The sequence below is a fragment of the Qipengyuania thermophila genome (assembly GCF_004153605.1).
Classification (GTDB): domain Bacteria; phylum Pseudomonadota; class Alphaproteobacteria; order Sphingomonadales; family Sphingomonadaceae; genus Qipengyuania_B; species Qipengyuania_B thermophila.
Genome location: NZ_SDSI01000001.1, coordinates 20,548 through 46,994, shown reverse-complemented (window position 1 = coordinate 46,994; position 26,447 = coordinate 20,548). Strand labels below are relative to the sequence as shown.

Below are 26,447 nucleotides of genomic sequence, written 5' to 3'. Positions count from 1 at the left end.
CGGCTAACCGGCGGGCGCCATGGATGATGCTGCTGCTGCCGTTCTGAACCTGCCCGTGCATGCCGCGATGGAGCGCCGCCTCCACGCGGTGCTCGACGCCCTTGAACACGAGGGAACCTTGCCGGGTGGGCTTGCGCGCACCGGCGTCGCGGTGGAGCCGCCCCGCGATGCGTCGCACGGCGATCTTGCCGTCAATGCGGCCATGGTGCTGGCGCGCGCTGCGCGGACCAGTCCGCGGGCGCTTGCCGAAGCGATCGCGGAGAAGCTGCGCGCAGAGCCGCAGGTGTCCACGGTGGAGATTGCCGGTCCGGGTTTCATCAACCTGCGCCTCGCGGACAGCGTGTGGCAGGACGAGCTGCGCCTGATCGCGCGCTGCGGGTCCGATTACGGACGTTCGACGCGCGGCAAGGGCGAACGGGTCAACATCGAGTTCGTTTCGGCCAATCCGACCGGCCCCATGCACATGGGCCATTGCCGCGGCGCGGTCGTCGGGGATGCGCTCGCCAACCTGCTCGCGTTCACCGGCTGCGAGGTGATCCGCGAATACTACATCAACGACGCCGGCGCACAGGTCGACGTGCTCGCCCGCTCGGCCCATCTGCGCTACCGCGAGGCGCTCGGCGATGCGGTGGAGGAGATCCCCGCCGGCCTCTACCCCGGCGAATATCTGCGGCCGGTCGGCGCCGCTCTGGCCGACGAGTTCGGCGACCGGTTCCGCAATGCTGCGGAGGAGGAGTGGCTCCCGCTGTTCCGGCGGCGCGCGGTGGACGCCATGATGGCGCTGGTGCGGGCTGACCTTGCCCTGCTCGGCATCCATCACGACGTGTTCGCCTCCGAAGCGGCGTTGCAGGAGGCCGGCAAGCCGGCCGCGGCCGAGGCATGGCTGCGCGAGCGCGACCTCGTCTATGACGGAGTGCTGGAGGCGCCGAAGGGCAAGGCGCCGCCGGATGACTGGGAGCCGGTCGCGCTGCCCCTGTTCCGGTCCACCCGCTTCGGCGACGATCAGGATCGCCCGATCCGCAAGTCGGACGGCAGCTGGACCTATTTCGGCGCCGATCTCGCCTATCACATGCAGAAGGCGCACGGCGCCGACGCGCTCATCGACATCTGGGGCGCCGACCACGCCGGCACGGTGAAGCGGATCAAGGCCGCCGTGGCCGCATTGTCCGAGGGCGAGGGACGCAGCATCCCCTTCGATGTCAAGCTCATCCAGATGGTGCAGCTCCTGCGCGACGGCGAGCCGGTGCGGATGTCCAAGCGCGCGGGCTCCTTCGTCACCGTCGCCGATGTGGTGAACGAGGTCGGCGCCGACGTCGTGCGCTTCACCATGCTGACCCGCAAGCCCGACGCGCAGATGGAGTTCGACTTCGCGCGCGTCGTCGAGGCTTCGCGCGACAACCCCGTCTTCTACGTGCAGTATGCCCATGCCCGCATCTGCGCCTCCCTGCGCAAGGCCGCGGCCGAGGGGCTTGCACCTGATGGCGGCGATCTGGGCGCGCTCGCCGCGGACGAAGTGCAGCTTGTGCGCATGGCCGCCCAGTTCCCGCGGATCGTCGAAAGCGCGGCGCAGGCGCGCGAACCGCACCGGGTGGCCTTCTACCTGTTCGATCTGGCCGCGGCGTTTCACGCGTTCTACAATCTGGGGAACGACGATCCGGCGAAACGCATCGTGTTGACGGGCGACCCCGCTGTCAGCAGGATGCGCCTGTTCGTCGTGGCGCAGATTGGCCAGGTCATCCGCAACGGCCTTGCGATCCTTGGAGTGACAGCTGTCGAGGAGATGTGAGTATGGCCGCCACCCCGCCGCATGACAGCCGCTTTCCGCGCCCCGGCTGGGGCGAGCCGTCATGGGACGACCGGGCCGAAGAGCTGTCACTGCTCGACGACGAGGATCGCCTGCCCTGGCTCGATTCCTCCGACGATGTTGCGCCACCGGCCCGCGATCCGGTCAGGATCACCGCCGGGGTTCTGGCGGCCCTTGCCCTGCTCGCGCTGGTCGGCGGCGGCGTGTGGTGGTTCCTCAACCGGTCGGACGAGCCGGTCGCCGATGGCGGCATCATCGCCGCGCCCGAGGGTCCATATCGCGTGCGGCCCGATGACCCGGGCGGCAAACAGCATGCCGGCACGGGTGACACCAGCTTCGCCGTGGGCGAGGGGCAGCGGCGCGAGGCGCGCCTTGCCGACGCTCCTTCGACCCCCCCGGCGCCCGCGCCGGCAATGCCCGCTCCGACCGCGTCTCCGGCATCGTCCGCGCGCGTGGCGGCCCGGCCCGCCACCCCCGCGACCGCCGGTGCGGCCCCGGCACCCGCCGCGTCCGAGCGTGCCGGTGTCGGGGTGCAGGTCGGCGCCTATTACAGTCCCGCGGCGGCGGAGCGCGGCTGGGCCACCCTCGTGCGGCAGACGGAGGCCCTGCAGGGCGTGCGTCACCGGGTGGTGCAGGGCGTGGCGGACATCGGCACCGTGTACCGGCTACAGGCCGTGGCGCCCGATGTCGCCAGCGCAAGGCAGCTGTGCGAGGCGCTGCGCGCCGACGGGCTGAACTGCCAGGTCAAGCAGTGACAACGGACCCGCCAAGCGCGCGCACGCGATGACACCTGCGATCTTCGGCATCGCCGGTCCGCAGCTCAGCGCGGACGAGACGGCGCTGTTCCGCGAGGCGGACCCGGTCGGCTATATCCTGTTCCAGCGCAACTGCGTCGACCGGGATCAGGTGCGTCGGCTGACCGACACGCTGCGCAGCCTGCACGGGCGCGACACCCTCTTCATCGGCATCGACCAGGAAGGCGGCCGGGTGGCGCGGATGAAGCCGCCTCACTGGGCTGCCTACCCGAGCGGGGAAATGTTCGCCCGGCTGTTCGACCTCGCGCCGGCCAGCGCCATCGAGGCGATCCGCGCCAACGCGCAGGCGATCGGACTGGCGCTCGCCGAAGCGGGGGTGACGGTGAATTTCCACGCGCCGCTCGACCTGCGGCAAGCCGACGCCGACTCGGTGATCGGCGACCGCGCGCTCGGATCGGATGCCCGACAGGTCGCCGCCCTCGGCCGGGCGATGATTGCCGGGTTTGCCCGAGCCGGCGTGGCCGGCTGTCTCAAGCACATGCCCGGCCACGGGCGCGCCGCTGTCGACAGCCACAAGGCGCTGCCGGTGGTGACCGCGTCCGCCGACACGCTCGAGCAGGACATCGCGCCCTTTCGCGCCCTTGCGGCAACGCCGATCGGCATGACCGCGCACATCGTCTACACGGCGTGGGACGCGGATCGCTGTGCGACCCTGTCGCGGCCCGTCATCGAGGAGGTGATCCGCGGCGCGATCGGGTTCGACGGACTGCTGCTCACGGACGACATCGACATGGAGGCGCTGGACGGTCCCATCGCGGCGCGAGGAGCGGCGGCACTGGCGGCAGGGTGCGACGTGGTGCTGAACTGCTGGGCCAGATTGTCCGACATGCACGCTCTGGCCGACACCTTGCCACGCCTGACCGCGGCGGCGGAACAGCGTCTGGCGCGCGCCCTCGCGGCGGATGGCGCGCAGGACCTGTCGCCGCAGGAAGGCGCCGCCCTTCATGACGAGCTGGTGGAGAAGCGGGACGCGCTGTTCGCGGCGGCCGGTCTCCCCCTCGGCTGACGCGTCGCTGTTGAACGGCGGTTCAGGGTGCCACTGGTAAGTGTGGTCCCGAGGGCGTATATCTGTGCCCGTATCCTTAAACGAGGTTCCCCATGTCGCTTGGCCCCTGGCAGCTGCTGATCATCGCGCTCATCATCCTGGTCCTGTTCGGCCGTGGCCGCATCTCCGAGATGATGGGAGACTTCGGCAAGGGCATCCGCAGCTTCAAAGCCGGCATGAACGAAGGCGAGGAAAACCCTGCGCCGCCGCGCCTGCCGGCAGCCGACGCTCCGCCTCCGGCAGTGGAGCCGGTGCAGACGACGACCGCCCGCCCCGGCGACCGGACGGAGTGAGGTGCGGGGCGGGCCAGTGGCCTGCCCGGCATAGCGGTGCATGTTCGATATCGGCGCGACAGAACTGCTGGTGATCGTGATCGTCGCCGTGCTGGCGATCGGTCCCAAGGACATGCCGCTCGCGCTGCGCACCGCCGGACGGTGGATCGGCAAGGTGCGCCGCGTGTCCGGGCATTTTCGCGCCGGGCTTGACGCCATGATCCGCGACGCCGAGCTCGAGGAGATGGAGCGCGAGTGGCGCGAACGCAACGCGCAGATCATGCGCACGCACCCCGACGCCGCCGATCCCGCCCTTGTGCGGGACACGGCCGCGCCGCTGGCCCCGCCGCAGGGCGGCGCGCCGGCCGGACTCTCCCGGACGGGTGTGGAGCCATCCGGCACCGCCGCGGCCGCCGACCTGGCGCAGCCTTCGGATGCCCCGGCGCCTCGCCCGGACTAGATCTCGGCCATGTTCAGCGACATCGACGACACGCAGGCTCCGCTGCTCGACCACCTCATCGAGCTGCGCACCCGGCTGGTCCGCTGTGTGGTGATGCTTGCGGCGGCGTTTGCCGTGTGCCTGTACTTCGCCTCCGACATCTTCGGTTTTCTCGTCCAGCCGCTGCTCGCCGCCTTTCCTGCGGGCGAGGGACGGCTGATCTACACCCAGCTTTACGAGGCGTTCTTCGTCGAGCTGAAGGTCGCGCTCTTCGCGGCCTTCTTCATCAGCTTCCCGCTGATCGCGAACCAGCTGTGGGCCTTTGTCGCGCCCGGTCTCTACGCACGCGAGAAGAAGGCGTTTCTGCCTTTCCTGATCGCCACCCCGGTCCTGTTCACGGCCGGTGCCGCGCTCGCCTACTTCGTGGTCATGCCGACGGCGTTCCGCTGGTTTCTCGGCTTCGAGGGATCGGTCGGAGGACTGCCGATCGAGGCGCTTCCGGCGGCGGGCGAGTACCTTGCGCTCGTAATGCAGTTCATCCTCGCCTTTGGGATCAGCTTCCTTCTGCCGGTCCTGCTGCTGCTGCTGAACCGCGCCGGGCTGGTGCGTCACGAGCAGCTCGCCCGCGCGCGCCGTTATGTGATCGTGGGGGTCGCGATCGTCGCCGCCATCGTCACGCCGCCTGATCCCGGCTCGCAGATCGTGCTGGGCGTTCCTCTCTACCTGCTGTTCGAAGCATCGCTGCTGGTCATGAAGATGTTCGAACGCAAGGAGGCGCGGCTGCGCGCCGCGGAGGAGACAGGGCCGGTTGTGCAGCGGTCCGAGGAAGAGCACGCGTCCTGAGAGACAGGGCGCAGCCTTGCTTGCACGGATCGTCCGAGAGCCGGAGCTGTCCGGGCGATATGCTGGCTCTGAAACGAAAACGGGGCCGCGTGAGCGACCCCGTTCGTTTCGTCAGTAGAACCGACTGATCAGCGGCTGATCGGATTGTCGTTGTTGTCGACGGCGATCAGGATCGCGCCAACCACCGCGGCGGCGGCCAGCAGACCGATGATCACGCTGCTGCCAGCGAGTTCGGATTCACCTTCGACCGGAGCCGAAATGCGCGAGAAATCAGCCTGCGCCACGGCGGGAGCCGCAACCAGCGTCAGGGCGGCGGTGGCCGCCAAGGCATTACGAATCTTCATCGGTAACTCCCCAAGTAAACTCGAAAGACGTCAGTCTCGCCGGACCAATAAGCGACGGCCATGGTCAAGGCAAGCCCGTCCGCGCGCGTTTCGTCGTTGATTTGCCAACGCTCGTCTGCCTGCTTGCGCGGCCGCGACAATAATGTCACAATTTGTTGACCAGCCATTAACCATCATTGACTGATCGGGGCGCCTTCCTCGTCCGCCTGCAGCAGGAGGATCGCTGCGGCCACCACCGCGATGCCGCCGAAGAACAGCAGATCGGACGTGGCCGCCAGTTCGGAGGCGTCCTTCGCCGGCGCGCTTGCACGGGCCGGCAGCTGCGCGGCCGCCAGTGGCGCGGCGATCAGAACCGCTGCGGCAGAGGCCATCGCGGCAAGGCGTTTCGTCATGCTCATGTCATCTCCTTTTGCGGTTCCCGTGCAAGCGGCTGCTCTGACGCGCGCCTCATGAACCGCGCCGGTACACCGGGTAGCCCGCGACCCAGGTTTCGTGCACCACCGCCTCGCGGAGCCGCGCCGCGGGGGTGGTCAGGGGATCGCGGTCGATCAGGATGAAATCCGCCCATTCGCCCGGCACCAGCCGGCCGAACCGCCCTTCGGCGAAGCCGGCATAGGCGCCGCCCGCGGTGAAGGCGGCAAACGCCTGCGCCGGGGTGACCGCCTCTTCGGGCATCCAGCCGCCGGCTGGCTGTCCTGCCGCGTCGACACGGGAGATCGCGGCGGCGAAGCCGGCAAAGGGAGCCGGCGATTCGACCGGGGCGTCGGAGCCGAAGGCCAGGCGCGCCCCGTTCTCCGCCACAGAGCGCCACGCATAGGCGCCGCGCAGCCGCGCCGGACCAAGCCGGGCCTCGGCCATGAGCCGGTCCGATGTCTGGTGCACCGGCTGCATCGAGGCGATGATGCCATGGGCTCCGAAGAGGGACAGGTCCGCCGGGTCGATCACCTGCGCGTGCTCGACCCGCCAGCGCCGGTCACCCGTGTATGTGCCCGCCAGCTCGTGCACCGCGGCGAGGATTTCGGCGTCGGCCGCGTCGCCGATCGCGTGGACGGCCACCTGGAACTGGCCCATGGCCGCGCGGCTCATCAGGTTGCGCAGCCGCGTGTCGTCCAGAAGCCTCAGGCCGCGGTTGGCCGGATCGTCGGCGTAGGGCTGTTTCAGCCAGGCGCCGCGCGATCCGAGCGCGCCGTCGAGATACAGCTTGACGCCGTTGAGGCGCAGACGGTCCCAGTACAGCCAGGGCGTCGGCCCCGGCCCGGCGATCTGGTCCATCGCCTCCACCCCGGCGGCATAGGCCATGATGCGCAGGGTCAGCCAGCCGGCATCGCCGGCCCGGCGGAACGCCTGCCAGTCCTCCAGCGTGGTCCCCATGTCGGCCACCGCGGTGATGCCGAAGGCATGCAGCAGCTCCTGCGCTTCCCGCAACGCGGCGTCGCGTTCGACCGCACGGGGCTGCGGCACGGCGCGCCCGACAAGATCGGCGGCGCTGTCCACGAACACGCCGGACGGAGCGCCCGACGCGGTGCGCTCGATCCGGCCGCCGGCCGGGTCGGCGGCGCGGGCATCGACCCCCGCCACCCGCATCGCCACGCTGTTCGCCCAGCCCGCATGCCCGTCGACGCGTTCGAGCCAGACCGGCCGGTCGCTGACCACGGAGTCGAGGTCGGCGGCGGTCGGGAAACGGCCGAGCTTCCAGCGTTCCTGATTCCAGCCGCGCCCGAGTATCCACGGGCGGTCGGGATTTTCCGCCGCGAAGGTGCGGATCGCCTGCAAGGCTTCTTCCAGGCTGCTGGTGGACGACAGGTCGAGCGTGAGCGCGCCAAAGCCGATGCCCATCACATGCACGTGGGAATCGATCATGCCCGGAATCATCGTCCGCCCGCCTCCGTCGATGCGCGTGCCGCGCAGGCGGGGCAGGCGTTCACCCCGGCGATAGGTCGCCTTCACCTTGCCGTCGGTGCCGATCAGAATGGCGACGAAACGCTGGATCGAGCCGTCGGCCGCGACGGTGAGGCCGTTTACGTTTTCGATCCGCGTGTCCGCGCGGGCGGGCTGCGCCAGCAGCAGGACGGCGGCGCCGACAAGGGCCAGCATCGCGCGGACGAAGGCAGCAACAGGCACGCGGGTTCCTTTCGCATCGATGGAGCAGGGGCGACCGCTCCGGCGGCGCTTGCTTCCATGTTTCGCCGGCGATTGCAAACGCCTTGCGTTGCACGTGCGGGCGGCGGCTCGTATGGCCATGGCGGTGGCGCCCTGTCGGGCTGGCCACGACAGGAGGATCGATGCGGACCGACGCTGTGCAGGGGCAGAAGACGGCATCTGGGCCGCAGCGCGCCGACACACTGACCATCGCGGACATCGAGGCGGCGGCGCGGCGGATCGAGGGGGCGGTGGTCCGCACCCCGATGCTGCTGTCGCAGACCCTGTCCGCCATCACCGGCGCCGAGATCTGGCTGAAGTTCGAAAACCTGCAGTTCACCGCCGCCTTCAAGGAACGCGGGGCGCTCAACGCCCTGCTGCTGCTGTCGGAGGAGCAGCGGCGCCGGGGCGTGATCACCGCCTCGGCCGGCAACCACTCGCAGGGATTGAGCTATCACGGCACGCGCCTCGGGGTGCCGGTGACGATCGTGATGCCCTGCACGACACCGACGGTGAAGGTGATGCAGACCGAAAGCGTGGGCGGTGTCGTCGTGCTCCACGGCGAGACGTTCGACGACGCATCCGCGCATGCCCGCGAACTGGAGGCCGAGCGCGATCTCACCTTCGTGCACCCCTTCGACGATCCGCATGTCGCCGCCGGAGCGGGCACCGTGGCGCTCGAGATGCTGGCGGTGCAGCCGGAGCTGGACTGCCTCGTGGTGCCGATCGGTGGCGGCGGGCTGATCGCAGGCATGGCCACGGCGGCCGCAGCGCTGTCGCCCGCCACGGAGATCATCGGCGTGGAGGCACGGCTGTTTCCGTCCATGCACAACCGTCTCACCCACGCACGGCTGCCGTGCGGGGGCGACACGCTGGCCGAGGGTATCGCGGTGAAGGAGCCCGGCCAGTTCACCGCCGCCGTGATCGAGAAGCTGGTCAGCGACATCGTGCTGGTCGACGAACCGGCGCTGGAGAGCGCGGTCGCCCTGCTGCTGCAGATCGAGAAGACCGTCGTCGAGGGGGCGGGCGCGGCCGGTCTGGCGGCGGTGCTGTCCTGTCCCGACCGCTTCGCCGGGAGGCGGGTCGGCCTCGTCCTGTGCGGCGGCAACATCGACACGCGCCTGCTCGCCAACGTGCTGCTGCGCGATCTGGCGCGGCAGGGCCGGCTGTCGCGGCTGCGCGTGCACCTTCAGGACCGCCCCGGCGCCCTTTACCGCGTCATCAGCGAGTTCAGCCGGCACGACGTCAACATCATCGAGATCCACCACCAGCGGATCTTCACGACCCTGCCGGCCAAGGGTCTGTTCACCGACATCGAGTGCGAGGCGCGTGACGCGCGCCAGATCGAGAAGCTGATCGCCAGCCTGCGCGCGCAGGGCTACCGCATCGAGCCGGTGCAGCTCGACTGAGGGACCGGCGGCGAGCGGTGCATAAAGGCCGCGCGAGACACGGCACGATTTTGATGGTTAAAGGTCTTTTACCTTTGCGCCGGCTTGCACATAAAGGGAAGCAGCCGCCGCAGCGCGGCCACCCACCGGGGCAGACGAGGACTTGCTAGGCACGTGACGGCACCGACCCGCTTCCCTCGCTTCTTTGTCACCAGCCCCGCGCCGTGCCCGTATCTGCCGGGCAGGACCGAGCGCAAGGTGTTCACCGAACTGCGGGGGGAAGAGCCGGACCAGCTCAACGAGGCGCTGAGCCGGATCGGCTTCCGGCGCAGCCAGACGGTCGCCTACCGGCCGAGCTGCGTCGACTGCACCGCCTGCGTGTCCGTGCGCATCGTCGCGGAAAGGTTTTCCGCATCGGCATCGCAGAAGCGGACGATCCGGCGCAATGCCGACCTGATGGCGTCCGAGTGCCGCCCGTGGGCGACGGCCGAGCAGTACGACCTGCTGCAGCGCTATCTGGCCGCGCGCCACCCGCATGGCGGCATGGCAGGCATGGAGGAATCGGACTTTGCCGACATGGTGGAGCACACGCCGGTCACGAGCTGCATGGTCGAATACCGTCGCCCGGACGGGGACCGGCCCGGCGAGCTGGTCGGGGCGTGCCTGACCGATGTGCAGAGCGACGGCCTGTCGATGGTGTACAGCTTCTACGATCCGGTCGATGCGGCGCGGTCGGGGCTGGGCACATACATCATTCTCGACCACGTCCGCCGCGCGGCGCAGATGAACCTGCCCTATGTCTATCTCGGCTACTGGGTGAAGGGTTCGGCGCGGATGCAGTACAAGATCCGCTTCCGCCCGATGGAGAAGCTGACCCGCAGCGGCTGGGTGCTGATCGGCGAGGAGGAGCAGGACGCGCTGATCAGGGCATCCGACGCCGGGCGGGGACTGGCAAGCCCCGGTCCGGCCAAGGAAGGCCGCGTCGGCTCCTTCGTCCGTGCCTGATCCTCGGCCGGCGTGATCCACGCGGCTGCGTGATCGAGCCGTGCCGGTGACGGGGCCGATGTCACCCGAAGCGTGAAAACGGTGCGGGCGAGGGGAGCGCCCCCGCCCGCACCGGCCTTCACACGGCAGGCACCGGAACGCGGCGGTCCCGGTTCTGCAGCATCTGCCGGAAGGTCGCGCTCTCCTCCATCATGGTGCCGTTGCCCAGATTGCCCGAGGCACAGGTGAGCAGCTTGTTGATGCACCACTCCTGCCAGGTGTCGGCGATGCTGTCCTCCCACGCACCGAACCAGTCGGCGTGGAAGGTGGAGCCAGGCCGTGCGCCTGGCATCATCATGTCGCTCGAGAAGCGCCAGGTCGCCGGCCGGTCCGTCGGCAGGATCTTGAAAGCCGCCTGAAGCGTGAACTTCGGGATCTCGTACGGATGGGTGGACGGGCATTTCTCGACCCAGTTGTGCTCCGCTCCGCCGCGCGTGTAGCTCATGTGGCTGCGATGGTCGGGGCTGTCGAGGTTCTTGCCGTCCCAGCAGCCCGGCGAGTCGACGATGGCATAGAGCTCCGCGCCGACCGGACAACGGCTGAGCACGGCCTGCATGTCCGGGCCAGCCGTCCCGACCTCGCTCCACGTGCGCGGGTCGACACACTTGTACTGCGGCTTCACGGTCGGCCAGCCGAAGATGTAGCGCAGCCCGCGCGGCAGGTTGACCGGAGTGACGCCGTTCGCCCGGTACCACGGGTCGCTCGCCGGACGGCGCTTGTAGTAGATGTTGAGATAGGTCGGCATGACCACCTCGTCGCGTCCGGCACCATTCGTCTGGATCAGGGCCGGTTTCCAATAGGCGGAACGGTTGCCCGGATTGATGCAGCTGCTGTCGCCGGTCCGGCGCAGGCTCTCAAAGGTCGAGTCGGCGTTGGCCGCCGTGTTGCCGAAGAACAGGTGCAGGTGCGACTTGCCCGTCTTGTCGCCGGGGAACATCACCGGGTCGGCGTAGGCGAGATGCGAAGGCTGGCACAGAAAGCGGAAGGCGCCCACCACGTCCGGACGGCCGGTGTCGGCGGGCGGGACCTTCTTCAGCAACGGTCCCTGCGCGAGGCCGGACGCGACGGCGGCAAGTCCGTCAAGGCCCGGCGTCGGGATGAACCGGCCGGTCGGCGCGCTTTCTCCGGTCGTTGTGCCCGGCATCGGGGCCGGGGCGGCGGTTGCGCTGGGCGTCGGCGCCGGGCGCACGTCGCCGCCGGCATGGTGCGCGTGGCCGCCGGCGGGGGGCGCTGGCGGTTGCTGCGCCGCGGCCGCCTGCGCCGCCTGCAACTGCGCGAGAATGGCCTTCAGCCGCTCGAGCGCGGTGAAGGCTTCGGTCATTCTGGAGGCGAGGGGCGCCGGTCCGGTGACCAGCTGGTCGAGCCAGCTGTCGAAGGCGGTTCTGGCGCTGGCCGGCGCAACCATGACAGCCGCCGGTATCGCGGCCGCTGTCCCGAGCAGCGCCGCAGAGGCAATCTTCATACGTGAACTCCAATGTGTTCTGGTGCGATCCCGATGCCGGACCTCGTCCGGCGGTCAGCGGGGTCCCTGGCTCGTCCCCGCCGCGTACAGTGCGGCTTCTGCCGCGCGTCTTCGAACCAGCCCCCGCAGGACCCGCCCCCCGGCTCGGGTCCAGCGTCCGAATTCCGCCGCAGCGCCGGCGTAGTCTCCTTCCCTGTGCTTGCGTGTCAGTGTCGCGCGTCCGATGGCGCCGGTGTTGTAGTGAAAGCTCACCAGCGCATCGAACTGCTCCTGAGTTGTAGCTGCCCCCGCGAGCGCACGCGCCACTTCTGCGGCGTAACGGGCAAGGTCTGCGGCAAGTCTTTGGTCGCACTGGTCCTGCGTCCACACCGTGTCCGGCCCGATCTCAGGACCGGTCGCTCCCCAGCCGATCGTCCAGGGCTCCGCCCCGGTCCCCGGATCGGGGTAGGCGGCGACTCGTCCGTCGGCGAGACGCCGCGCGCAGCCCTCGAACCGCTTGACGAGGGCAACGCCCCTGTCGCTCACCGTCCATTGCCGAGCGGCACAGGGCGGGTGATCCGGCGCGTCCCGGCTGCGCGAATCCCGCAGCCCGCCATGCAGCGCGCGGTCGAGCGCGCCATCGAGCGCCCGCACTTCCGCTGCCCGCAGGCGCCGTCCCAAGATCGCGCGAACGGTGTCGAACACGATGCTGCGCTGCATGCCATCACCTCGTCAATGCCGATGAGGCCGGGGCAATAGACACGCGCCGATGCAGTAGGAAAATGGAAATCGACCGCGGCGCGCGGGCAGCGCCTCAGCGAAGAATGAGAAAGGCGGTGTAGCCCGCGAACAGCGCGCACAGCAGCGCGCCTTCGGTCCGGCTCACGCGCCAGCCGCTGCGAAGCTGCACGAGGAGCAGCGCCGTCACGCCGAGCAGCACCCAGACGTCGAACCGCGCCAGTTCGGCGGGAACCGTCATCGGCTGGATCACGGCCGTGAGGCCGAGGATGCCAAGCACGTTGTAGATGTTGGAGCCGACGATGTTGCCGAGCGCAACGTCGGCGTGCTTGCGCGCGACGGCCACCAGACACGCGATGAGTTCGGGCAGGGAGGTTCCGACCGCAACCACCGTCAGACCGATGACGGTTTCCGACACGCCCAGCCTGCCCGCCAGCGTGACCGCCGCATCCACCAGCAGTCTGGCGCCGAAGATGGCCGCGGCGAGGCCAGCCACCACCATCAGCGCGAGCAGCAGCGCGTTCCTCGCCCGGACGTTCGCGTCCGCCGCCTCCGTCTCGTGACGGCGCCGCTCCGCATCGTCGCCGCGCCGCTCCGAGCGGTAGGCCCACACCACATAGGCCGCCAACCCTGCAAGGAGCACCGCGCCGCTCGTCCGCCCAATCGTGCCGGCCAGAACCGCCGCGGCGCACAGCAGCGTGGAACCCGCCAGCGCAAGCGAGTCCCGGCGAAAGGCGGTGCGGTCCACCGCAAGCGGAAGGATGAGCGCCGACACGCCGAGGATCAGCAGGATGTTGGCGATGTTCGAGCCCACGACATTGCCGATGGCGATCCCCGGCGCTCCGCCGAGGGCCGCCTGCACGCTGGTGCTCAGCTCGGGCGTGGAGGTGCCGAAACCGACGATGACCAGCCCCGCCAGCAGCGGTGACACGCCAAGCCGCTGCGCCAGCCCGACCGATCCGCGGACGAGCAGTTCGCCGCCGGCCGCGAGCAGCGCCAGCCCCGCGAGCAGCGAGAGCAGCATCACGACGCCACCGCCAGGAGCAGCCGCGCCCCCGCCAAGGCCGCCACCACCCCGGTGGCGAGCGCGGCGTGCGAGTTGCGGATCTGCGCCCGGTTGATGGCGCAGACGAGCCGGTTGTAGTCCGCGTGGTCGAGCACTTCAGCCCGGCTGACACGGCGCAATCGGCCGCGGCTCGCCCGCAGCCACAGCAGGCTGGACAGCGCCGCGGCGGCGACAATCGCCAAGTCGAGCGCGAGAAGCAGGTGGAGACTCATCGCCGTTCTTCCGCCGGTCAAGAACAGGATGAGTCCGCCGACATCGCGAACGCACCGGCAGCGTTCGCCAGAGGGGCCCGGCAGCACGTGTCAGATAAGCGCCCGGCGACGGGCGCGCAAGCACCGGCGCGGCGTCAAGACGCCGCCAGCCGGGGCGGGCACGCTCGGGTCAGGCGCTGAAATACATGTCGTATTCGACCGGGCTGGGCGTGGTTTCCCAGCGCATCACCTCTTCCCACTTCAGCTCGGCGTAGGAGTCGATCTGGTCCTTGCTGAACACGTCGCCCTTCAGCAGGAATTCGTGGTCGGCCTCGAGCGCCTCGAGCGCCTCGCGCAGCGAGCCGCAGACCGTCGGCACATCGGCCAGTTCCGCCGGCGGCAGGTCGTACAGGTTCTTGTCCATCGCTTCGCCGGGATGGATGCGGTTCTGGATTCCGTCGAGCCCGGCCATCAGCAGCGCGGCATAGGCGAGGTAGGGATTGGCCAGAGCGTCGGGGAAGCGGAATTCGACCCGCTTGGCCTTGTCGCCCGCGCCATAGGGAATGCGGCACGAGGCGGAGCGGTTGCGCGCCGAGTAGGCGAGCAGCACCGGCGCCTCGAAGCCGGGCACGAGGCGCTTGTAGCTGTTGGTGGTCGGGTTGGTGAAGGCGTTGAGGGCGCGGGCGTGCCTGATCACCCCGCCGATGAAGTGCAGGCACGTGTCCGACAACCCGGCGTAGCCGTTGCCGGCGAAGGTGGGCTTGCCGTTCTGCCAGATGGACATGTGCGTGTGCATGCCCGACCCGTTGTCGTCCTTGATCGGCTTGGGCATGAAGGTCGCGGCCTTGCCGTAGGCGTGCGCCACCTGATGCACGACATACTTGTAGATCTGCATGTTGTCGGCCGTCTCGACGAGCGTGCCGAAGATCATGCCGAGTTCATGCTGCGCCGCGGCCACCTCGTGATGGTGCTTGTCGCACTTCAGCCCCATTTCGAGCATGGTCGCCACCATCTCGGCACGGATGTCGACCGCGCTGTCGACCGGCGCGACGGGGAAATAGCCGCCCTTGGCACGCGGCCGGTGGCCCAGATTGCCCGATTCGTAGTCGCGGCCGCTGTTGGTCGGCAGCTCGACATCGTCGATCTCGAAGCCGGAACCGGCATAGCCGTCCTCGAAGCGGACATCGTCGAACATGAAGAACTCGGCCTCGGGGCCGACATAGATCGTGTCCCCGATTTCCGTGGACTTGAGATAGGCCTCCGCGCGCTTGGCGATCGATCGCGGATCGCGCCCATACGCCTCCCCGGTCGCAGGGTCGGCGATGTCGCAGAACAGGATCATCATCGGGGTGGCGCTGAACGGGTCGAGGAAGGTGCGCGCCAGATCCGGCTTCAGAATCATGTCCGATTCGTTGATCGCCTTCCACCCGGCGATGGACGAGCCGTCGAACATCAGCCCGTCCTCGAGCTGATCCTCGTCGAGCGCGCCCGCCGCCATGGACAGGTGGTGCCACTTGCCCTTGGGATCGGTGAACCGCAGGTCCACCCATTCGATGTCCTGATCCTTGATCTGGCTGAGCACTTCACTGGCAGAGGGCATGGCGGTGACTTTCGTGACAGGAGCGGAACACACGGTGCGCGCGGCACGCGGAGAGGGCAAGTTCAGAGCGCATCATCGCCCGCCTCGCCGGTGCGGATGCGCAGCGCGCTTTCGACGTGGCTGACGAAGATCTTCCCATCGCCGATCCGGCCCGTCTGCGCCGCGTCCGCGATCGCCTCGACGCAGCGTTCGGCAAGGCTGTCGGGCACGACGAACTCGAGCTTGATCTTCGGCAGGAAGTCGACGACGTACTCGGCACCCCGGTAAAGCTCGGTGTGGCCCTTCTGGCGGCCGAAGCCCTTGACCTCCATGACGGTCAAACCGCCGATGCCCACTTCCTGAAGGGCATCCTTGACGTCGTCCAGCTTGAACGGCTTGATGATGGCTTCGATCTTCTTCACCCGGCACTCCCGGCGCTGCCGGCCGCCTCGGACATGGCTGCGGCGCTGTGTGGCGGAGAGTATGCGATGCTTGCTGCACTGCAAGATAAGTTTTGCGCGTTATCCACCGCCATCACTCGCCCCCCGTGAACTCGCCATCCAGCCTGAGGCCGGCGGTCTCCGGCAGCCCCGCCATCAGGTTGAGCGACTGCACCACGGCCCCGCTTGCTCCCTTGCCCAGATTGTCCAGCTTCGCCACCAGGCGCAGCTGCCCGCCGCCGGGCGCCTCGAACAGGTGAAGGTCGATGCCGTCCCAGGATGGTGCCCCGTCTTCAAGCAGCAACTCGCCGGGATCCGCACCCCACGCGGCGACGCGCACCGCCGGGCAGTCGGCATACACGTCCAGCCAGCGGGCGTGGAGGTCGCGGGCGGTCGCGTGGGTGCGCATGGCGCCGAGCGGCAGGGGGATGTCGAGCACCATGCCGCGATAGGCGCGCACCACGGAGGGCGAGAACACCGGCGCATGAACGAGGTGCGCATGCGCCTGCATCTCGGCCAGATGCTTGTGCCCCATGGTCAGGCCGTAGGCACGGAATGCCAGCCGGCTCTCGTCAGCGAAGCGCGCGATGAGCGGTTTGCCGCCGCCGGAATAGCCGCTCACCGCGTTGACGGTGTAGGGCCAGTCGGCCGGGAGCAGCGGTGGGTGCCGGTCACACCGCGTCAGCGGCGCCAGCAGGGTGAGGAAGCCGGTCGGGTAGCAGCCGGGGTTGCTGACACGGCGCGCTTCGGCGACCGCGCGCCGGCCGGTGATCTCCGGCAGTCCGTAGGTCCATCCCGCAGCGGTGCGATGGGCGCTGGAGGCGTCGATGATCCGCACCCGGCTGCCGGGATCGACCATCGCCACGGCCTCGCGCGCAGCCTCGTCGGGCAGGCACAGGATGGCGAAGTCCGCGTCGTTCAGCGCCTCCCGGCGCGCGGCGGGATCCTTGCGCCGCTCCGCGTCAAGGGTGACGAGCCGGAACTCGGGCCGGGGTGCAAGGCGTTCGGCCACTTCCAGCCCCGTGGTGCCCGCAGCACCGTCGATGAACAGGGTGGCGGGCACCGCGTCTGTCCGGCCGCCGCCCGTCAGGCCAGCGCCGATGCCGGCACATAGCCGGACGGGCCTTGAGGGCCGAGACACACCCAAATCCACGCTCCCGCCCTGTCGAGGATTTCGAGAGGCTGCGCCGGCGCCAGCTCGGCCACGACCGGGGAGTCCTCGGCGGGTTGCAGGCGCAAGGACGTCGGCCGCGCGCCGACGGCTCCCGGCAGGGGCGCGACGTAGTTCTGCACCAGATGGGTGCGGGCAAGGGCGATGTGCGCCAGATCGCCGCGCAGCGGCAGGGTGCCGGGCACCGGCCGGTCCACCGCTCCGGTCAGCCGCAACGGTTCGGCCGGGATGGTGTAGCCGGAGGCGATCGGTCCCGCGCCTGACGCGGCGTCGAGGCGGGCGCGCGGCTGCGGCTCTGTCACGACAGGAGTTCCATTGCGCACCGCCTATACAGGCGAACGCGCGCGGGACAAGTTGAGCAGCGCGCGCACCGGAGCATTGCGCGGCCGCTCAGCCACGCCCGTAACGCTGCCGCAGCATGGTGAACGCCGCGCGCAGGCCGAGCGCTTCGCCTCCCTTGGGCCGGCCGGGCCGGGCATCTGCGCGCCAGGCGAAGGTGTCGCAGTGCAGCCAGTCGACGTCCGGCTCGACAAAGCGGTCGAGGAACAGTCCGGCCACCGTCGCCCCGGCGAAGGCGTTGCCATGGGCGTTGACGAGATCGGCCACCGGCGATTTCAGCCAGTCGCCATAGGGTTCGTGCAGCGGCAGGCGCCAGACCTCGTCATCGCATCGTTTTCCGGCCGCGAGCATGGCATCGGCCGTGCCGTCGCGCCGCGCCATGATGGCGGGCAGTTCGGGGCCGAGCGCCACCCGCGCTGCGCCGGTCAAGGTGGCGAAATCGATGACGAGATCGGGCTTCTCCTCGCACGCGCGGGTCAGCGCATCGGCGAGGATCAGCCGCCCTTCGGCGTCGGTGTTCGTCACCTCGACGCTCAGCCCGCGGCGGCTTTGCAACACGTCGCCGGGACGGAAACTGTTGCCCGCAATCGCATTCTCGACCGCCGGGATCAGCAGGTGGAGGCGGACCGGGAGGGCGGCGTCCATGACCAGGCGGGCGAGCGCCAGCATGTGCGCCGCTCCGCCCATGTCCTTCTTCATCAGCGCCATGCCGGCCGACGGCTTGATGTCGAGGCCGCCGGTGTCGAAGCACACGCCCTTGCCGACCAGCGCCAGCACCGGGTCGCCCTCCCCCCCCCAGACCATGTGCAGCAGCCGCGGTGCGTGCGAGCGGGCAGCGGCCCGACCGACGGCATGGATGAGCGGGTAGTCGCGGGCCAGCGCATCGCCGCGGATCACGGTGAGCGCGGCGCCATGCCGCCGGGCCACCTGCTGCACCGCGTCTTCCAACTGCGCCGGCCCCATGTCCTCGGCAGGCGTGTTCACAAGGTCGCGCACCAATGTCACCGCGTCCGCCTCTGCCCGCATGGCCTCCACACGGGCCGCATCGCGGACGAGCAGGATCCGCGGCCCCGGCGCGTCCTCCGCCCGGGCGTAGCGGGTGAAGCGGTACTGCGCCAACTGCCAACCGAGCGCCGCCGCGCCGGCATCGCCGGTCACGAGCCGGTAGACGCCCGCCGGGAGAACTTCGGCCAGCCGTGCAAGGCACCAGCTCGACAGCGAGGCGGGATCCGCGACTCCGCCAACGGCGAACCACCCGTGCTGGTCCGGGACGATCGCGGTCTGAAAACCCGCGCCGGTGAAACGCTGCGCCTCGAGGAGCGCGCGCTGGGCGGCCGACAGGTCCCGCGACCAGGCCGCGAAACTGTCCGTGCTGACCAGGTGGATCGCCGTCGCAGCCTCGCCGCGGTCGGCTCTGATCAAGGTTTCTTCGGCAGCCATTGCGCAACTTCCGTGAGCGCGTGCGCGGGCGCACGGCAAGGAGGATGCGGCCTGCTCTGCCGTGTCGCGCGCGGCTTGGCAACCGGAGCGGCGGGCGGCTTGCTGGCATTTGCGGTGTGTGCGGCCTATATCGCCGCCATGACGCAGTATCAGATCATTGAGGGCGACGAGACCGCCTACCGGGACGGCAGCATCAAGCTGCACGGGCCCGACGGCTTTGCCGGCATGCGGCGCGCCGGCCGGGTCGCGGCGGAGATCCTCGACGATCTGGTGACGTTCATCCGTCCGGGCGTGACGACGGCCGCGGTCGACGACCGGGTGCGCTCGCTCATGCTGGCGGCCGGCGCGGTGCCGGCAACATTGGGTTATCGCGGCTACGGGTTCAGTTCCTGCATCTCCATCAATCACGTCGTGTGTCATGGCATGCCGTCGGAACGGGCGCTGAAGGAAGGTGACATCGTCAATGTCGATGTCACCGCGCTGCTCGATGGCTGGCACGGCGACAGCAGCCGGATGTATCTGGTCGGCGACGTGCCGCTGAAGGCACGCCGGCTGGTCGAAGTGACATACGAGTGTCTCATGATCGGCATCGAACAGGCGCGTCCGGGCAACCGGCTGGGCGACATCGGCGCCGCCATCCAGGCCCATGCGGAACGGCAGCGCTACGGGGTGGTGCGCGACTTCTGCGGCCACGGGCTCGGCCGCCTCTTCCACGACGCGCCCGAGGTGATCCATGCCGCGCGCGCGGGCACCGGCCCGGAGCTTCGTCCCGGCATGTTCTTCACCATCGAGCCGATGATCAATCTCGGGCGCCCGCATGTGAAGCTGCTCAGCGACGGGTGGACGGCGGTGACGCGGGACAAGTCGCTGTCAGCCCAGTTCGAGCATTCGGTCGGCATCACCGAGGATGGCTGCGAGATTTTCACCCTCAGTCCCCGCGGGCTGCACGCGCCGCCCTACGCCTGATCCTCCCGCGCCGCGCGCAGGGCCGCGCCGCCCGCGAACGGGGCGACAGCCATCAGCACGAGGCTGACCGCCGCCGTCAGCAGGATCGCCGCGGGTTCGAGCCGCACGAGGCTGCCGGCACCGAAGATCACCAGCGGCACCGCGAGGGGGAGAAAGATCAGCCCGCCGAGAGCCGGCCCGCTGCGCACCCCCGACAGCAGGGCCGCGGTCAGCACGCCGAGCGCTGCCAGACCCGGCGTCCCCGCGAGAAGGCCGAGCAGGAGATAGGCGAGCAGTTCCCCCGTCAGGTTGAACAGCGCCGCGGCAACGAAGGTCGCGAGGAGCAGCAGGGGGGCAAAGCTGAGCCAGTGGGCGACGATCCGTGCGGCGAGCACCGTTTCTTCCGCGACCTCCCGGATGGCGAGCTGGTCCAGCGTTCCGTCCTCCAGGTCCGGCGCGATGAGCCTGTCCACGGGGAGCAGCGAGGCGAGCAGGGCGGCGATCCAGACGACCCCTCCTCCCGTGCGGCGCAGCATGGCTGCGTCCGGACCGACCGCGAACGGGTAGAGCGCCGCGACCGCGAGGAAGAACATCAGTGGCAGCATGCTGCCGCCCTGCTTCCCGCCGCTCAGCAGCATGCCGACGTCGCGGCGCAGGAGAGCGGCGATCAGTCGCATCGAGGAGCGTGGGCGGGCAGGTCGAGGACGGCGCTGCTGGCCAGCGGCAGCATGCGATGCGCAGTGAGCACCACCGAGCCGCCCGCGTCGCGATGGGCCTGCAGAATGCCGGTGAGGACGGTTTCCCCGTCCGCGTCGAGGCCGTTGAACGGCTCGTCGAGCAGCCACACCTGCGCACTTTGTCCCAGCAGCCGCGCAAGAGCCGCCCGGCGCCGCTGCCCGGTGGACAGGAAGCGCACCGGCACATGGAGAAGAGGCGCAATGCCGAGGCGATCGGCCGCCGCCGCCGCCGGCACCGGGCCGCGGTCGATCCGGCTCCAGAAGCCAAGCGCCTGCCCGAGGGTCCAGCTGTCGGGCAGGGCGCAGCGGTCATCGACCAGCCCGAGCGAGGCAGAACGCTCGACCGCGCCTGCGAACGGGCGGAGCAGCCCGGCGAGAATGCGCAACAGGCTCGTCTTGCCGCACCCGTTCGGCCCGCGCACGTGAACGGCGTCCCCTGCGAGAAGCGTCAGATCAAGACCCCGGAACAGCAGGCGGTCGCCGCGCCGGCAGGCGATGTCGCGGGCCACCAGTTGCGCTTGCATGCGCGGGGGGGATAGGCGATGGAGCCGCGCCGGACAAGCGAGGAGGAAAAGGTGCGCAGCGTGGAGGTTCTGACCGCTGAGGAGCGTGATGTGTGGTTGCTCGCGCTCAGGCACTGGACCCTGTCACGCGAGGGCAAGGCCATTGAGCGCCACTTCGAATTCAAGGACTTCTCGGAAGCGTTCGGGTTCATGACGCGGGTCGCGCTGCTGGCGGAGCAGCACGACCACCACCCGGAGTGGAGCAACGTCTTCAACAAGGTCGAGATCGTCCTGACCACCCACGACGCGGACGGGCTGTCCCATCGCGACGTGGAATTCGCCAAGGCTGTCAACGCGCTCGTCTGAGCGGCCGCGGTTCAGCGGCCCAGCGGCTGTGTTCCCGCCCGCGCCATCTTCCTGAGGCGGGCCGGCATCCACCTCGCCGCGAACGCCATGCGCCGCGCCGTCGCGCCCACCAGCGTGTGCAGCCGGTCGCCATGCACCGCCTGCCAGGCGGCTTCCGCGACCTCGGTCACCGGCGTGATTTCCAGCCCGGCGTTCAGGACGCGCTGCCGGATCGACTCGTTGCTGCGGGCGTTGGGCGTGTGGGCGAGCAGCGGCGTGTCGATGAAGGCCGGCATCAGCGAGCGCACGCGGATGCCGTGCGCGGCCCACTCGCCGTCGAGGCTCTCGGTCAGCGCCCGCACCCCGAACTTCGTCGCCGAGTACACGGAGGCGCCGCTGGTGCCGTAGATTCCGGCGGCGCTCGCCGTGTTGAGCAGGCACGCGTCGGGAGCGGTCCTGCGCAGGAACGGCAGCGAGGCCTGAGCGCCGAAGATGGCGCCCTTGAGGTTTATGTCGAGACAGCGCTCGATCTCGGCGGTGCTGTTCTCGGCGAGGTCACCTCCGAGCGGAATGCCGGCATTGTTGGCAACCACATGGAGCTGTCCGCCGGCGCTGTTCTCGAAGGCGGTCAGGGCTTCGTCCCATTGCTCCCGGTCGCGCACGTCGAGGCGGTGCGTGGAGACGCGGCCGGGCGGGAGCGTGTCCGCCGCCCGGGCCATGGCCGCTTCGTCGATGTCGGCGAGGCCCACGAACCAGCCGCGTTCGGCAAACAGGCGGGCCATGGCAAGGCCGATGCCCGACGCGCCGCCCGTGATGAAGATCGAATAGGCCATTGGCTCTCCGGCAGATGGTAGGCGCAGCGTGGTTCATCTTTGCCGCGCCGGATTCCTTCTTCAGTTGCGGGCCACCTCGCGCAGGCCGCGGACATAGTCCGCTCCGGTGACGATCTGCGCCGACGACGGCTCCAGTGCAGCGCCGATCGGCTCGGCGCGGCCGCCCAGACAGCTGCCGAGGAAGTTCTCGGTGACCGCGTTGAAGGCGATGTTGTTCACCGGGCGGGCAAAGCCGTGCCCCTCGTCCGGGAACAGCACGTAGGTGACCGGAATGTTCTTGGCCTGCATGGCGGACACGATCTGGTCGCTCTCCGCCTGCGCGACGCGCGGGTCGTTGGCCCCCTGTCCGATCAGCAGCGGCCGCACGATCCGGTCCGCCTTGTGCAGCGGCGAGGCCTCGCGGATCAGTTGCAGCCCCTCGGGCGTGTTGGGGTTGCCCATCCGGTTGTGGAACTGCGAGATGATCGGCTCCCAGTATGGCGGGATCGACTTCAGCAGGGTTTCGAGGTTCGAGGGTCCGACGATGCTGACGCCGCAGGCGAAGGTTTCCGGGGTGAAGGTCAGGCCGGCAAGCGCCGCGTAGCCGCCGTAGGAGCCGCCCATGATGGCGACGCGATCACGCTGCGCCACACCGCGCTCGACAGCCCAGTTCATGGCGTCGATCAGATCGTCGTGCATCTTGCGGCCCCATTGCAGGTTGCCGGCGTTGATGAACTCCTTCCCGAACCCGGTGGAGCCGCGGAAGTTGACCGCCAGCACCGCATAGCCGCGGTTCGCCAGCCACTGGTGGGTCGCGTTGTAGCCGTAGCCATCGCGCGCCCACGGCCCGCCATGCACCACCATCACCATCGGCACCGGCTTGTCGGGCCGGCCGTCGCCGTCGCGGTCGGACCCCGGCGGGAGGGTGAGGTAGGAGGGGAGGATCAGCCCGTCGCGCGCCGGAATCTCGAAGGCGTGCATCGGCTGCAGGGGCGCGCCCGAGAGTTCGGGGCGCGAGGTGTAGAACTCGGTCAGCGTCCGGGCGCGCCGGTCGTAGAGGTAGGCCTTGGTGGGGGCCGTGACCGGATCGTTCCAGACGATCCAGCGAGTGTCGTCCTCCGTGCGGGACTGCACGCCGAACTGGCCGGGCAGCCGCTCGCGCAGGAACGCCAGCGATGCCCCGATCTTCGGATCGATCGCCGTCCATTCCGGCTTGAGGTAGGTGAAGGAGTAGGCCTGGATTTCGCCCGTGCGCGGATGCGCCAGGACGCCGCCGATGTCGGCGCGCTCGTTCTGCGCGATCACGCGGCGTTCGCCGCTGGCGACATCCTGGGCGATCAGGGCGGCGGTGTTGCGGCCGCGGCTGTCGATCCAGTACATCGTGCGGCCATCCGTCGTGAAACCGGCCGGGCTGGTGGTGAGCGCATCCTCCAGCGTGGTGCTCTCCGACGGTGTCTGCGCCACCTGGTTGTTGACGATGGGGAAGAAGTCGTTCCCGCCCGCGGCGTTGGGACGCACCGCCATGCGCAGGTCGAGATTGTCGTCGGCGAGGAAGCCGGTGAAGCTGTTGTTTTCCAGCACCAGCGTCAGCTCGCCCGTGTTCAGGTTGAGCAGATGCACGTCATGAAACCGCGCGTCGCGGTTGTTCAGGCCGACGAGAATGCGGTCCTTGCGCGATTCCGACGTGCCGACGATCGTCACCCGGGTGCGCTCGAACGGGGTGAGGTTGCGCTCCTGACCGCTTGCCACGTCGATGGCGTAGAGCAGGAAGTTCTCGTCGCCGCCCTTGTCCTGGATGTACAGGACGCTGCGGGCGTCGGGCGACCAGAAGTGCTGCCGGATGGGCCGCTCGGTCGCCGCGGTGATCGACCGCGCGGCTTCGGGGCGGTCGGCCGGAGCGATCCAGATGTTCATCACGCCGTTCACCGGTGCCAGCCAGCTCAGCCAGCGTCCGTCGGGGCTGATCTGGCCGCCCGACCGGGTCGGATTGCCGAACAGCACCTCGCGCGGGATCAGCGGCGCGACCTGCGCCGTGCGGCTGTCGGTGGCGGTGCGGGTGGCGGTCATTGCAACTCCATCGTTTGCAGGGACGGTCGCGCAAGCGCTCAGCGCCAGCGCGGCGCAGCAGCTCAGTGTCCATCGCGTGTGTCGGATCATCATGCGCCTTCCCGTCCTCTCCTGCCGGCACTGCGCCGGTCCGTCGGGCAGAGCATGGCACGCCGGTCACGGCAAGGGCAACCGCTATCGCAGCGGCGGCGCCGCATAGACGTGCCATGCGAGCAGGGCGAGCGCCGACCGGTGCGGGGACCAGCGCGGTCCCATCTGGCGGACAGCGCGTTCGGACGGCCGCTCCTCCAGCGCGAGGATGCGCCGCATGCCCTCGCGCACGGCAAGGTCGCCGGCCGGCCAGATGTCCGGCCGCTGCTCGGCGAACATGAGATAGATTTCCGCCGACCACCGGCCGATCCCGCTGACCCGCGTCAGCGCCTGCACGGCCTCCTCGTCGTCAGCGGGAAGCGCGCCGAGAACGAGCCTGCCGTCGAGAAGGTGCGCTGAAAGCGAGTGGGCATAGGCGATCTTCATCCGAGACAGGCCGCAGGCGCGCAGGCTGGCGTCACTGGCAGCGGCGAGGCGGGCCGGATCGTTCGCGCCGTCCAGAGCCTCGGCCAGCCGCCTCCAGATCGCGTCGGCCGCCGCGACGCTGACCTGTTGTCCGACGATCGTGCGCAGCAGCGTCGCCATGCCGCGCGGGCGCACGCGCGGCTCCGGCCAGCCGGCCTGCTCGAGCTGCAACGCCACCGCCGGGTCTCTGCGGGCGAGGTGACCAAGCGCCCGGCGCAGTTCGTGATGCGCGGGCGTCACCGGACGCTGCGGGGCGGGGGGCAGCTTGCAAATGGCATGCGTGCGCTCTAGCAGCCACCGGCCGCGCACAGCCAGCACCTTCTTGCCAGGAGCCATCCATGCCTGCACTCACCATCGTCGACCGGGAGGGACGCGAAAGCACGGTGGAGGCTACCGCCGGCCTCAGCGTGATGGAGGCGATTCGCGCCGCCGGTTTCGACGAACTGCTGGCGCTGTGCGGCGGGTGCTGCTCCTGCGCGACGTGCCATGTGCATGTGGATCCGGCCCACCTCGACCGGCTGCCGCCGATGAGCGCCGACGAGGACGACCTGCTGGAGAGCAGCGAGCACCGGCGTCCCACCTCGCGCCTGTCGTGCCAGCTTCCGGTCACCGACGCGCTGGACGGGCTGAGGGTGGCGATCGCGCCGGAGGACTGAAGGCGTAGGCTCCGGGCGGTGGCCGCAATTGCTTGATCCTGCGCCTGTTCTGGCGCAAGAGGCGGGAATGGTTTCGAACAGCGAGTTCGTCCGGCGGCTGACCCGCACGGACGGCGCAGGACGAAAACGCCGCCGGCTTGCGGAGCCTGGCGACCGGCGGCGCCGCGGCGAGACGCTGCAGCGGCTGCAATTCGGCGTCGGCGGAGTGGCGGCAATGTTTCTGCTCGTGTCGCTTGCCGATGCCATCGAACGGCGCGCCGATCTCGCCGAGCGGGCGGCCGTGCCCGAAGCCGTGACTTCTCCCTCGCCGCCTCCGTCCCCGGCGGCGACCGACCCTCTGATCAGCGCCGGCGTCGTCCCCAATCTGCCGGACAGCCGTTCCTCCCCGTCACCTGCGAGTTCAGGCCGGGCCGCGGCACCGCCGCCGGCGCCGCAGTGACCCGGGCCTCGGCATGCGCCGAGCCGGCCTGATCGGCGCGGTTCTCCTCGCCCTTGCCGCCTGCGCCCCGGAGCAGGGGGGCGGACACGCGGCGGCGCGGGGGACCGCCGTGCAGGAGCGCACGGCGCTCGGGTTCATCAGCGGTCTGCCGATCTACTGGGGCGAGCCGGACGGCGTGGCCGACGCGCTGCGCGGGCCGCAGGAAACGCACTGGGCGCGAACCGTGCTTGAGGAACGGCATGAGCTGGTTCCGCTGGACCGGCTGGGTGACGACCAGGGCGTCCCGGTCAGCGAGCTGGCCGGGCTGCGCCACCTGTTCATCGCGCAGCCGCGCGCCATCACCGCGGCTGACAACGTGGCTCTGGACCGCTGGGTGCGCGAAGGCGGGCGCGCGATCCTGGTTCTCGACCCGCTGGTGACGGAGCACTCCCGCTATCCGCTGGGCGACCCGCGGCGCTTCAACGACGTGGCGCTGGTGCCGCCGGTCGTGGCGCGATGGGGGCTGGCGATGGTCATCCCCGACAATCAGCAGGATGCGGTCACCGTGGGCCATGCTTCGCTCCCGCTTGACCAGCACGCCGAATGGCGCGTCCTTGACGGCGGGGGTGACCGGCCATGCACCATCGGTGCAGGAGGTGTGCTGGCAATCTGCCGCGTCGGTGAGGGACGGGTGCTGCTGGTGGCGGATACCGCCTTCATGGACCGCGAACGCGACAGCGCCGCAACGCGCGCCGCTTTCGCAGCCATACTCGCTCTCGGCTTCGACACCCCCTGAGGGTCGGCGCCGCTCCTTTCGGGGATTTTACGGGATAGGCGCGCGATCGCGGCTGCGGATGCGGCCATTCCTGTC

Annotated in this window: 30 protein-coding genes; 13 read left to right on the top strand and 17 right to left on the bottom strand. The window is 69.7% G+C overall.

Annotation, left to right across the window (positions count from 1 at the left end):
* Window positions 1-19 precede the first annotated feature (19 nt).
* The 6 genes from argS to tatC all read left to right on the top strand — a co-directional run bounded on the left by argS (window position 20) and on the right by tatC (window position 5,218).
* Window positions 20-1,786 (top strand): arginine--tRNA ligase, encoded by a 1,767-nt coding sequence (gene argS / locus ETO60_RS00235; RefSeq protein WP_199798803.1) that lies wholly within the window; start codon window positions 20-22, stop codon window positions 1,784-1,786.
* A 2-nt stretch (window positions 1,787-1,788) separates the two neighbouring features.
* Window positions 1,789-2,559 carry an SPOR domain-containing protein gene (locus ETO60_RS00230; RefSeq protein ID WP_130001704.1) on the top strand — a complete coding sequence of 257 codons (771 nt, stop codon included), beginning with the start codon at window positions 1,789-1,791 and terminating at the stop codon, window positions 2,557-2,559.
* A 28-nt stretch (window positions 2,560-2,587) separates the two neighbouring features.
* Window positions 2,588-3,625 carry a beta-N-acetylhexosaminidase gene (gene nagZ / locus ETO60_RS00225; protein ID WP_130001703.1) on the top strand — a complete coding sequence of 346 codons (1,038 nt, stop codon included), beginning with the start codon at window positions 2,588-2,590 and terminating at the stop codon, window positions 3,623-3,625.
* Between the two features lie 92 nt (window positions 3,626-3,717).
* Complete coding sequence (tatA, locus tag ETO60_RS00220; RefSeq protein WP_130001701.1) at window positions 3,718-3,957, top strand: twin-arginine translocase TatA/TatE family subunit; 240 nt, start codon at window positions 3,718-3,720, stop codon at window positions 3,955-3,957.
* A gap of 40 nt (window positions 3,958-3,997) precedes the next feature.
* Entirely contained in the window at window positions 3,998-4,396 is a 399-nt protein-coding gene (tatB, locus tag ETO60_RS00215) for a Sec-independent protein translocase protein TatB (protein ID WP_130001699.1), read from the top strand.
* A gap of 9 nt (window positions 4,397-4,405) precedes the next feature.
* Window positions 4,406-5,218: a twin-arginine translocase subunit TatC gene (gene tatC, locus ETO60_RS00210; RefSeq protein ID WP_130001697.1), complete on the top strand. Its 813-nt coding sequence runs from the start codon at window positions 4,406-4,408 to the stop codon at window positions 5,216-5,218.
* A gap of 128 nt (window positions 5,219-5,346) precedes the next feature.
* On the opposite strand, the gene ETO60_RS00205 is transcribed toward tatC, so the two are convergent.
* The 3 genes from ETO60_RS00205 to ETO60_RS00195 form a co-directional block, all read right to left on the bottom strand.
* Window positions 5,347-5,562, bottom strand: coding sequence for a hypothetical protein (locus ETO60_RS00205; RefSeq protein WP_130001695.1), 216 nt, complete (start codon window positions 5,560-5,562; stop codon window positions 5,347-5,349).
* 173 nt (window positions 5,563-5,735) lie between these two features.
* Window positions 5,736-5,960 carry a hypothetical protein gene (locus tag ETO60_RS00200; RefSeq protein ID WP_130001693.1) on the bottom strand — a complete coding sequence of 75 codons (225 nt, stop codon included), beginning with the start codon at window positions 5,958-5,960 and terminating at the stop codon, window positions 5,736-5,738.
* Window positions 5,961-6,009: 49 nt separating this feature from the next.
* A complete protein-coding gene (locus ETO60_RS00195; protein WP_130002917.1) occupies window positions 6,010-7,656 on the bottom strand; it encodes an amidohydrolase in 1,647 nt (548 codons plus the stop codon).
* Between the two features lie 188 nt (window positions 7,657-7,844).
* Between ETO60_RS00195 and ETO60_RS00190 the strand changes: the two genes are divergently transcribed.
* Both ETO60_RS00190 and ETO60_RS00185 read left to right on the top strand, forming a co-directional pair.
* Entirely contained in the window at window positions 7,845-9,110 is a 1,266-nt protein-coding gene (locus ETO60_RS00190; protein WP_130001691.1) for a threonine ammonia-lyase, read from the top strand.
* 153 nt (window positions 9,111-9,263) lie between these two features.
* Window positions 9,264-10,094 carry an arginyltransferase gene (locus ETO60_RS00185; RefSeq protein ID WP_130001690.1) on the top strand — a complete coding sequence of 277 codons (831 nt, stop codon included), beginning with the start codon at window positions 9,264-9,266 and terminating at the stop codon, window positions 10,092-10,094.
* A gap of 118 nt (window positions 10,095-10,212) precedes the next feature.
* Here the strand turns inward: ETO60_RS00185 and ETO60_RS00180 are convergent, their stop codons facing one another.
* The 9 genes from ETO60_RS00180 to ETO60_RS00140 all read right to left on the bottom strand — a co-directional run bounded on the left by ETO60_RS00180 (window position 10,213) and on the right by ETO60_RS00140 (window position 18,538).
* Complete coding sequence (locus ETO60_RS00180) at window positions 10,213-11,595, bottom strand: DUF1996 domain-containing protein (protein WP_130001688.1); 1,383 nt, start codon at window positions 11,593-11,595, stop codon at window positions 10,213-10,215.
* Window positions 11,596-11,649: 54 nt separating this feature from the next.
* Window positions 11,650-12,294 carry a lysozyme gene (locus ETO60_RS00175; protein WP_130001686.1) on the bottom strand — a complete coding sequence of 215 codons (645 nt, stop codon included), beginning with the start codon at window positions 12,292-12,294 and terminating at the stop codon, window positions 11,650-11,652.
* A 94-nt stretch (window positions 12,295-12,388) separates the two neighbouring features.
* Window positions 12,389-13,336 (bottom strand): calcium/sodium antiporter, encoded by a 948-nt coding sequence (locus ETO60_RS00170; RefSeq protein ID WP_130002915.1) that lies wholly within the window; start codon window positions 13,334-13,336, stop codon window positions 12,389-12,391.
* Window positions 13,336-13,590: a hypothetical protein gene (locus tag ETO60_RS00165; RefSeq protein ID WP_130001684.1), complete on the bottom strand. Its 255-nt coding sequence runs from the start codon at window positions 13,588-13,590 to the stop codon at window positions 13,336-13,338. Before ETO60_RS00165 ends, ETO60_RS00170 begins: the two co-directional genes overlap by 1 nt.
* 169 nt (window positions 13,591-13,759) lie before the next feature.
* Complete coding sequence (glnA, locus tag ETO60_RS00160; RefSeq protein ID WP_130001682.1) at window positions 13,760-15,169, bottom strand: type I glutamate--ammonia ligase; 1,410 nt, start codon at window positions 15,167-15,169, stop codon at window positions 13,760-13,762.
* A 62-nt stretch (window positions 15,170-15,231) separates the two neighbouring features.
* Window positions 15,232-15,570 carry a P-II family nitrogen regulator gene (locus tag ETO60_RS00155; RefSeq protein ID WP_130001680.1) on the bottom strand — a complete coding sequence of 113 codons (339 nt, stop codon included), beginning with the start codon at window positions 15,568-15,570 and terminating at the stop codon, window positions 15,232-15,234.
* A gap of 112 nt (window positions 15,571-15,682) precedes the next feature.
* The gene (gene argC, locus ETO60_RS00150; RefSeq protein WP_130001677.1) at window positions 15,683-16,651 is read right to left on the bottom strand and encodes an N-acetyl-gamma-glutamyl-phosphate reductase; all 969 of its coding nucleotides are present in this window, start codon (window positions 16,649-16,651) and stop codon (window positions 15,683-15,685) included.
* 23 nt (window positions 16,652-16,674) lie between these two features.
* Entirely contained in the window at window positions 16,675-17,061 is a 387-nt protein-coding gene (locus ETO60_RS00145) for a hypothetical protein (RefSeq protein ID WP_234026231.1), read from the bottom strand.
* An 88-nt stretch (window positions 17,062-17,149) separates the two neighbouring features.
* Window positions 17,150-18,538, bottom strand: a complete 1,389-nt coding sequence (locus ETO60_RS00140) for a leucyl aminopeptidase family protein (RefSeq protein ID WP_130001675.1) — start codon at window positions 18,536-18,538, stop codon at window positions 17,150-17,152.
* Window positions 18,539-18,676: 138 nt separating this feature from the next.
* Here ETO60_RS00140 and map point away from each other — a divergent pair, with 138 nt between their 5' ends.
* Entirely contained in the window at window positions 18,677-19,504 is an 828-nt protein-coding gene (map, locus tag ETO60_RS00135; RefSeq protein ID WP_130001673.1) for a type I methionyl aminopeptidase, read from the top strand.
* Here the strand turns inward: map and ETO60_RS00130 are convergent.
* On the bottom strand, window positions 19,495-20,160 hold the full coding sequence (locus ETO60_RS00130; protein WP_130001672.1) for a heme exporter protein CcmB: 666 nt from the start codon (window positions 20,158-20,160) through the stop codon (window positions 19,495-19,497). The two genes, map and ETO60_RS00130, sit on opposite strands and share 10 nt — an antisense overlap.
* On the bottom strand, window positions 20,151-20,729 hold the full coding sequence (gene ccmA, locus ETO60_RS00125) for a heme ABC exporter ATP-binding protein CcmA (protein ID WP_315850252.1): 579 nt from the start codon (window positions 20,727-20,729) through the stop codon (window positions 20,151-20,153). Before ccmA ends, ETO60_RS00130 begins: the two co-directional genes overlap by 10 nt.
* Window positions 20,730-20,762: 33 nt before the next feature.
* On the opposite strand from ccmA, the gene ETO60_RS00120 reads away from it, so the two are divergent.
* A complete protein-coding gene (locus tag ETO60_RS00120) occupies window positions 20,763-21,089 on the top strand; it encodes a 4a-hydroxytetrahydrobiopterin dehydratase (protein ID WP_130001668.1) in 327 nt (108 codons plus the stop codon).
* An 11-nt stretch (window positions 21,090-21,100) separates the two neighbouring features.
* Here ETO60_RS00120 and ETO60_RS00115 read toward each other — a convergent pair whose 3' ends face one another.
* From ETO60_RS00115 to ETO60_RS00105, 3 genes are all read right to left on the bottom strand, one after another.
* On the bottom strand, window positions 21,101-21,901 hold the full coding sequence (locus ETO60_RS00115; RefSeq protein WP_130001665.1) for an SDR family oxidoreductase: 801 nt from the start codon (window positions 21,899-21,901) through the stop codon (window positions 21,101-21,103).
* A gap of 60 nt (window positions 21,902-21,961) precedes the next feature.
* Complete coding sequence (locus tag ETO60_RS00110; RefSeq protein ID WP_130001663.1) at window positions 21,962-23,947, bottom strand: S9 family peptidase; 1,986 nt, start codon at window positions 23,945-23,947, stop codon at window positions 21,962-21,964.
* 174 nt (window positions 23,948-24,121) lie between these two features.
* Window positions 24,122-24,742 carry a DNA-3-methyladenine glycosylase family protein gene (locus ETO60_RS00105; protein WP_234026230.1) on the bottom strand — a complete coding sequence of 207 codons (621 nt, stop codon included), beginning with the start codon at window positions 24,740-24,742 and terminating at the stop codon, window positions 24,122-24,124.
* A 98-nt stretch (window positions 24,743-24,840) separates the two neighbouring features.
* Here ETO60_RS00105 and ETO60_RS00100 point away from each other — a divergent pair, with 98 nt between their 5' ends.
* The 3 genes from ETO60_RS00100 to ETO60_RS00090 all read left to right on the top strand — a co-directional run bounded on the left by ETO60_RS00100 (window position 24,841) and on the right by ETO60_RS00090 (window position 26,372).
* Window positions 24,841-25,158: a 2Fe-2S iron-sulfur cluster-binding protein gene (locus ETO60_RS00100; RefSeq protein WP_130001659.1), complete on the top strand. Its 318-nt coding sequence runs from the start codon at window positions 24,841-24,843 to the stop codon at window positions 25,156-25,158.
* Window positions 25,159-25,225: 67 nt separating this feature from the next.
* The gene (locus tag ETO60_RS00095) at window positions 25,226-25,597 is read left to right on the top strand and encodes a hypothetical protein (RefSeq protein WP_130001657.1); all 372 of its coding nucleotides are present in this window, start codon (window positions 25,226-25,228) and stop codon (window positions 25,595-25,597) included.
* Window positions 25,598-25,610: 13 nt separating this feature from the next.
* The gene (locus ETO60_RS00090) at window positions 25,611-26,372 is read left to right on the top strand and encodes a hypothetical protein (protein WP_130001655.1); all 762 of its coding nucleotides are present in this window, start codon (window positions 25,611-25,613) and stop codon (window positions 26,370-26,372) included.
* Window positions 26,373-26,447: the final 75 nt, after the last annotated feature.

Bases quoted from the DNA above. Each gene is read 5' to 3' on its own strand.
- argS (WP_199798803.1), top strand. From the start codon at position 20: ATGGATGATGCTGCTGCTGCCGTTCTGAACCTGCCCGTGCATGCCGCG.
- ETO60_RS00230 (WP_130001704.1), top strand. From the start codon at position 1,789: ATGGCCGCCACCCCGCCGCATGACAGCCGCTTTCCGCGCCCCGGCTGG.
- nagZ (WP_130001703.1), top strand. From the start codon at position 2,588: ATGACACCTGCGATCTTCGGCATCGCCGGTCCGCAGCTCAGCGCGGAC.
- tatA (WP_130001701.1), top strand. From the start codon at position 3,718: ATGTCGCTTGGCCCCTGGCAGCTGCTGATCATCGCGCTCATCATCCTG.
- tatB (WP_130001699.1), top strand. From the start codon at position 3,998: ATGTTCGATATCGGCGCGACAGAACTGCTGGTGATCGTGATCGTCGCC.
- tatC (WP_130001697.1), top strand. From the start codon at position 4,406: ATGTTCAGCGACATCGACGACACGCAGGCTCCGCTGCTCGACCACCTC.
- ETO60_RS00205 (WP_130001695.1), bottom strand. From the start codon at position 5,562: ATGAAGATTCGTAATGCCTTGGCGGCCACCGCCGCCCTGACGCTGGTT.
- ETO60_RS00200 (WP_130001693.1), bottom strand. From the start codon at position 5,960: ATGAGCATGACGAAACGCCTTGCCGCGATGGCCTCTGCCGCAGCGGTT.
- ETO60_RS00195 (WP_130002917.1), bottom strand. From the start codon at position 7,656: ATGCTGGCCCTTGTCGGCGCCGCCGTCCTGCTGCTGGCGCAGCCCGCC.
- ETO60_RS00190 (WP_130001691.1), top strand. From the start codon at position 7,845: ATGCGGACCGACGCTGTGCAGGGGCAGAAGACGGCATCTGGGCCGCAG.
- ETO60_RS00180 (WP_130001688.1), bottom strand. From the start codon at position 11,595: ATGAAGATTGCCTCTGCGGCGCTGCTCGGGACAGCGGCCGCGATACCG.
- ETO60_RS00175 (WP_130001686.1), bottom strand. From the start codon at position 12,294: ATGCAGCGCAGCATCGTGTTCGACACCGTTCGCGCGATCTTGGGACGG.
- ETO60_RS00170 (WP_130002915.1), bottom strand. From the start codon at position 13,336: ATGCTGCTCTCGCTGCTCGCGGGGCTGGCGCTGCTCGCGGCCGGCGGC.
- ETO60_RS00165 (WP_130001684.1), bottom strand. From the start codon at position 13,590: ATGAGTCTCCACCTGCTTCTCGCGCTCGACTTGGCGATTGTCGCCGCC.
- glnA (WP_130001682.1), bottom strand. From the start codon at position 15,169: ATGCCCTCTGCCAGTGAAGTGCTCAGCCAGATCAAGGATCAGGACATC.
- ETO60_RS00140 (WP_130001675.1), bottom strand. From the start codon at position 18,538: ATGGCTGCCGAAGAAACCTTGATCAGAGCCGACCGCGGCGAGGCTGCG.
- map (WP_130001673.1), top strand. From the start codon at position 18,677: ATGACGCAGTATCAGATCATTGAGGGCGACGAGACCGCCTACCGGGAC.
- ETO60_RS00130 (WP_130001672.1), bottom strand. From the start codon at position 20,160: ATGCGACTGATCGCCGCTCTCCTGCGCCGCGACGTCGGCATGCTGCTG.
- ETO60_RS00120 (WP_130001668.1), top strand. From the start codon at position 20,763: ATGGAGCCGCGCCGGACAAGCGAGGAGGAAAAGGTGCGCAGCGTGGAG.
- ETO60_RS00115 (WP_130001665.1), bottom strand. From the start codon at position 21,901: ATGGCCTATTCGATCTTCATCACGGGCGGCGCGTCGGGCATCGGCCTT.
- ETO60_RS00110 (WP_130001663.1), bottom strand. From the start codon at position 23,947: ATGACCGCCACCCGCACCGCCACCGACAGCCGCACGGCGCAGGTCGCG.
- ETO60_RS00100 (WP_130001659.1), top strand. From the start codon at position 24,841: ATGCCTGCACTCACCATCGTCGACCGGGAGGGACGCGAAAGCACGGTG.
- ETO60_RS00095 (WP_130001657.1), top strand. From the start codon at position 25,226: ATGGTTTCGAACAGCGAGTTCGTCCGGCGGCTGACCCGCACGGACGGC.
- ETO60_RS00090 (WP_130001655.1), top strand. From the start codon at position 25,611: ATGCGCCGAGCCGGCCTGATCGGCGCGGTTCTCCTCGCCCTTGCCGCC.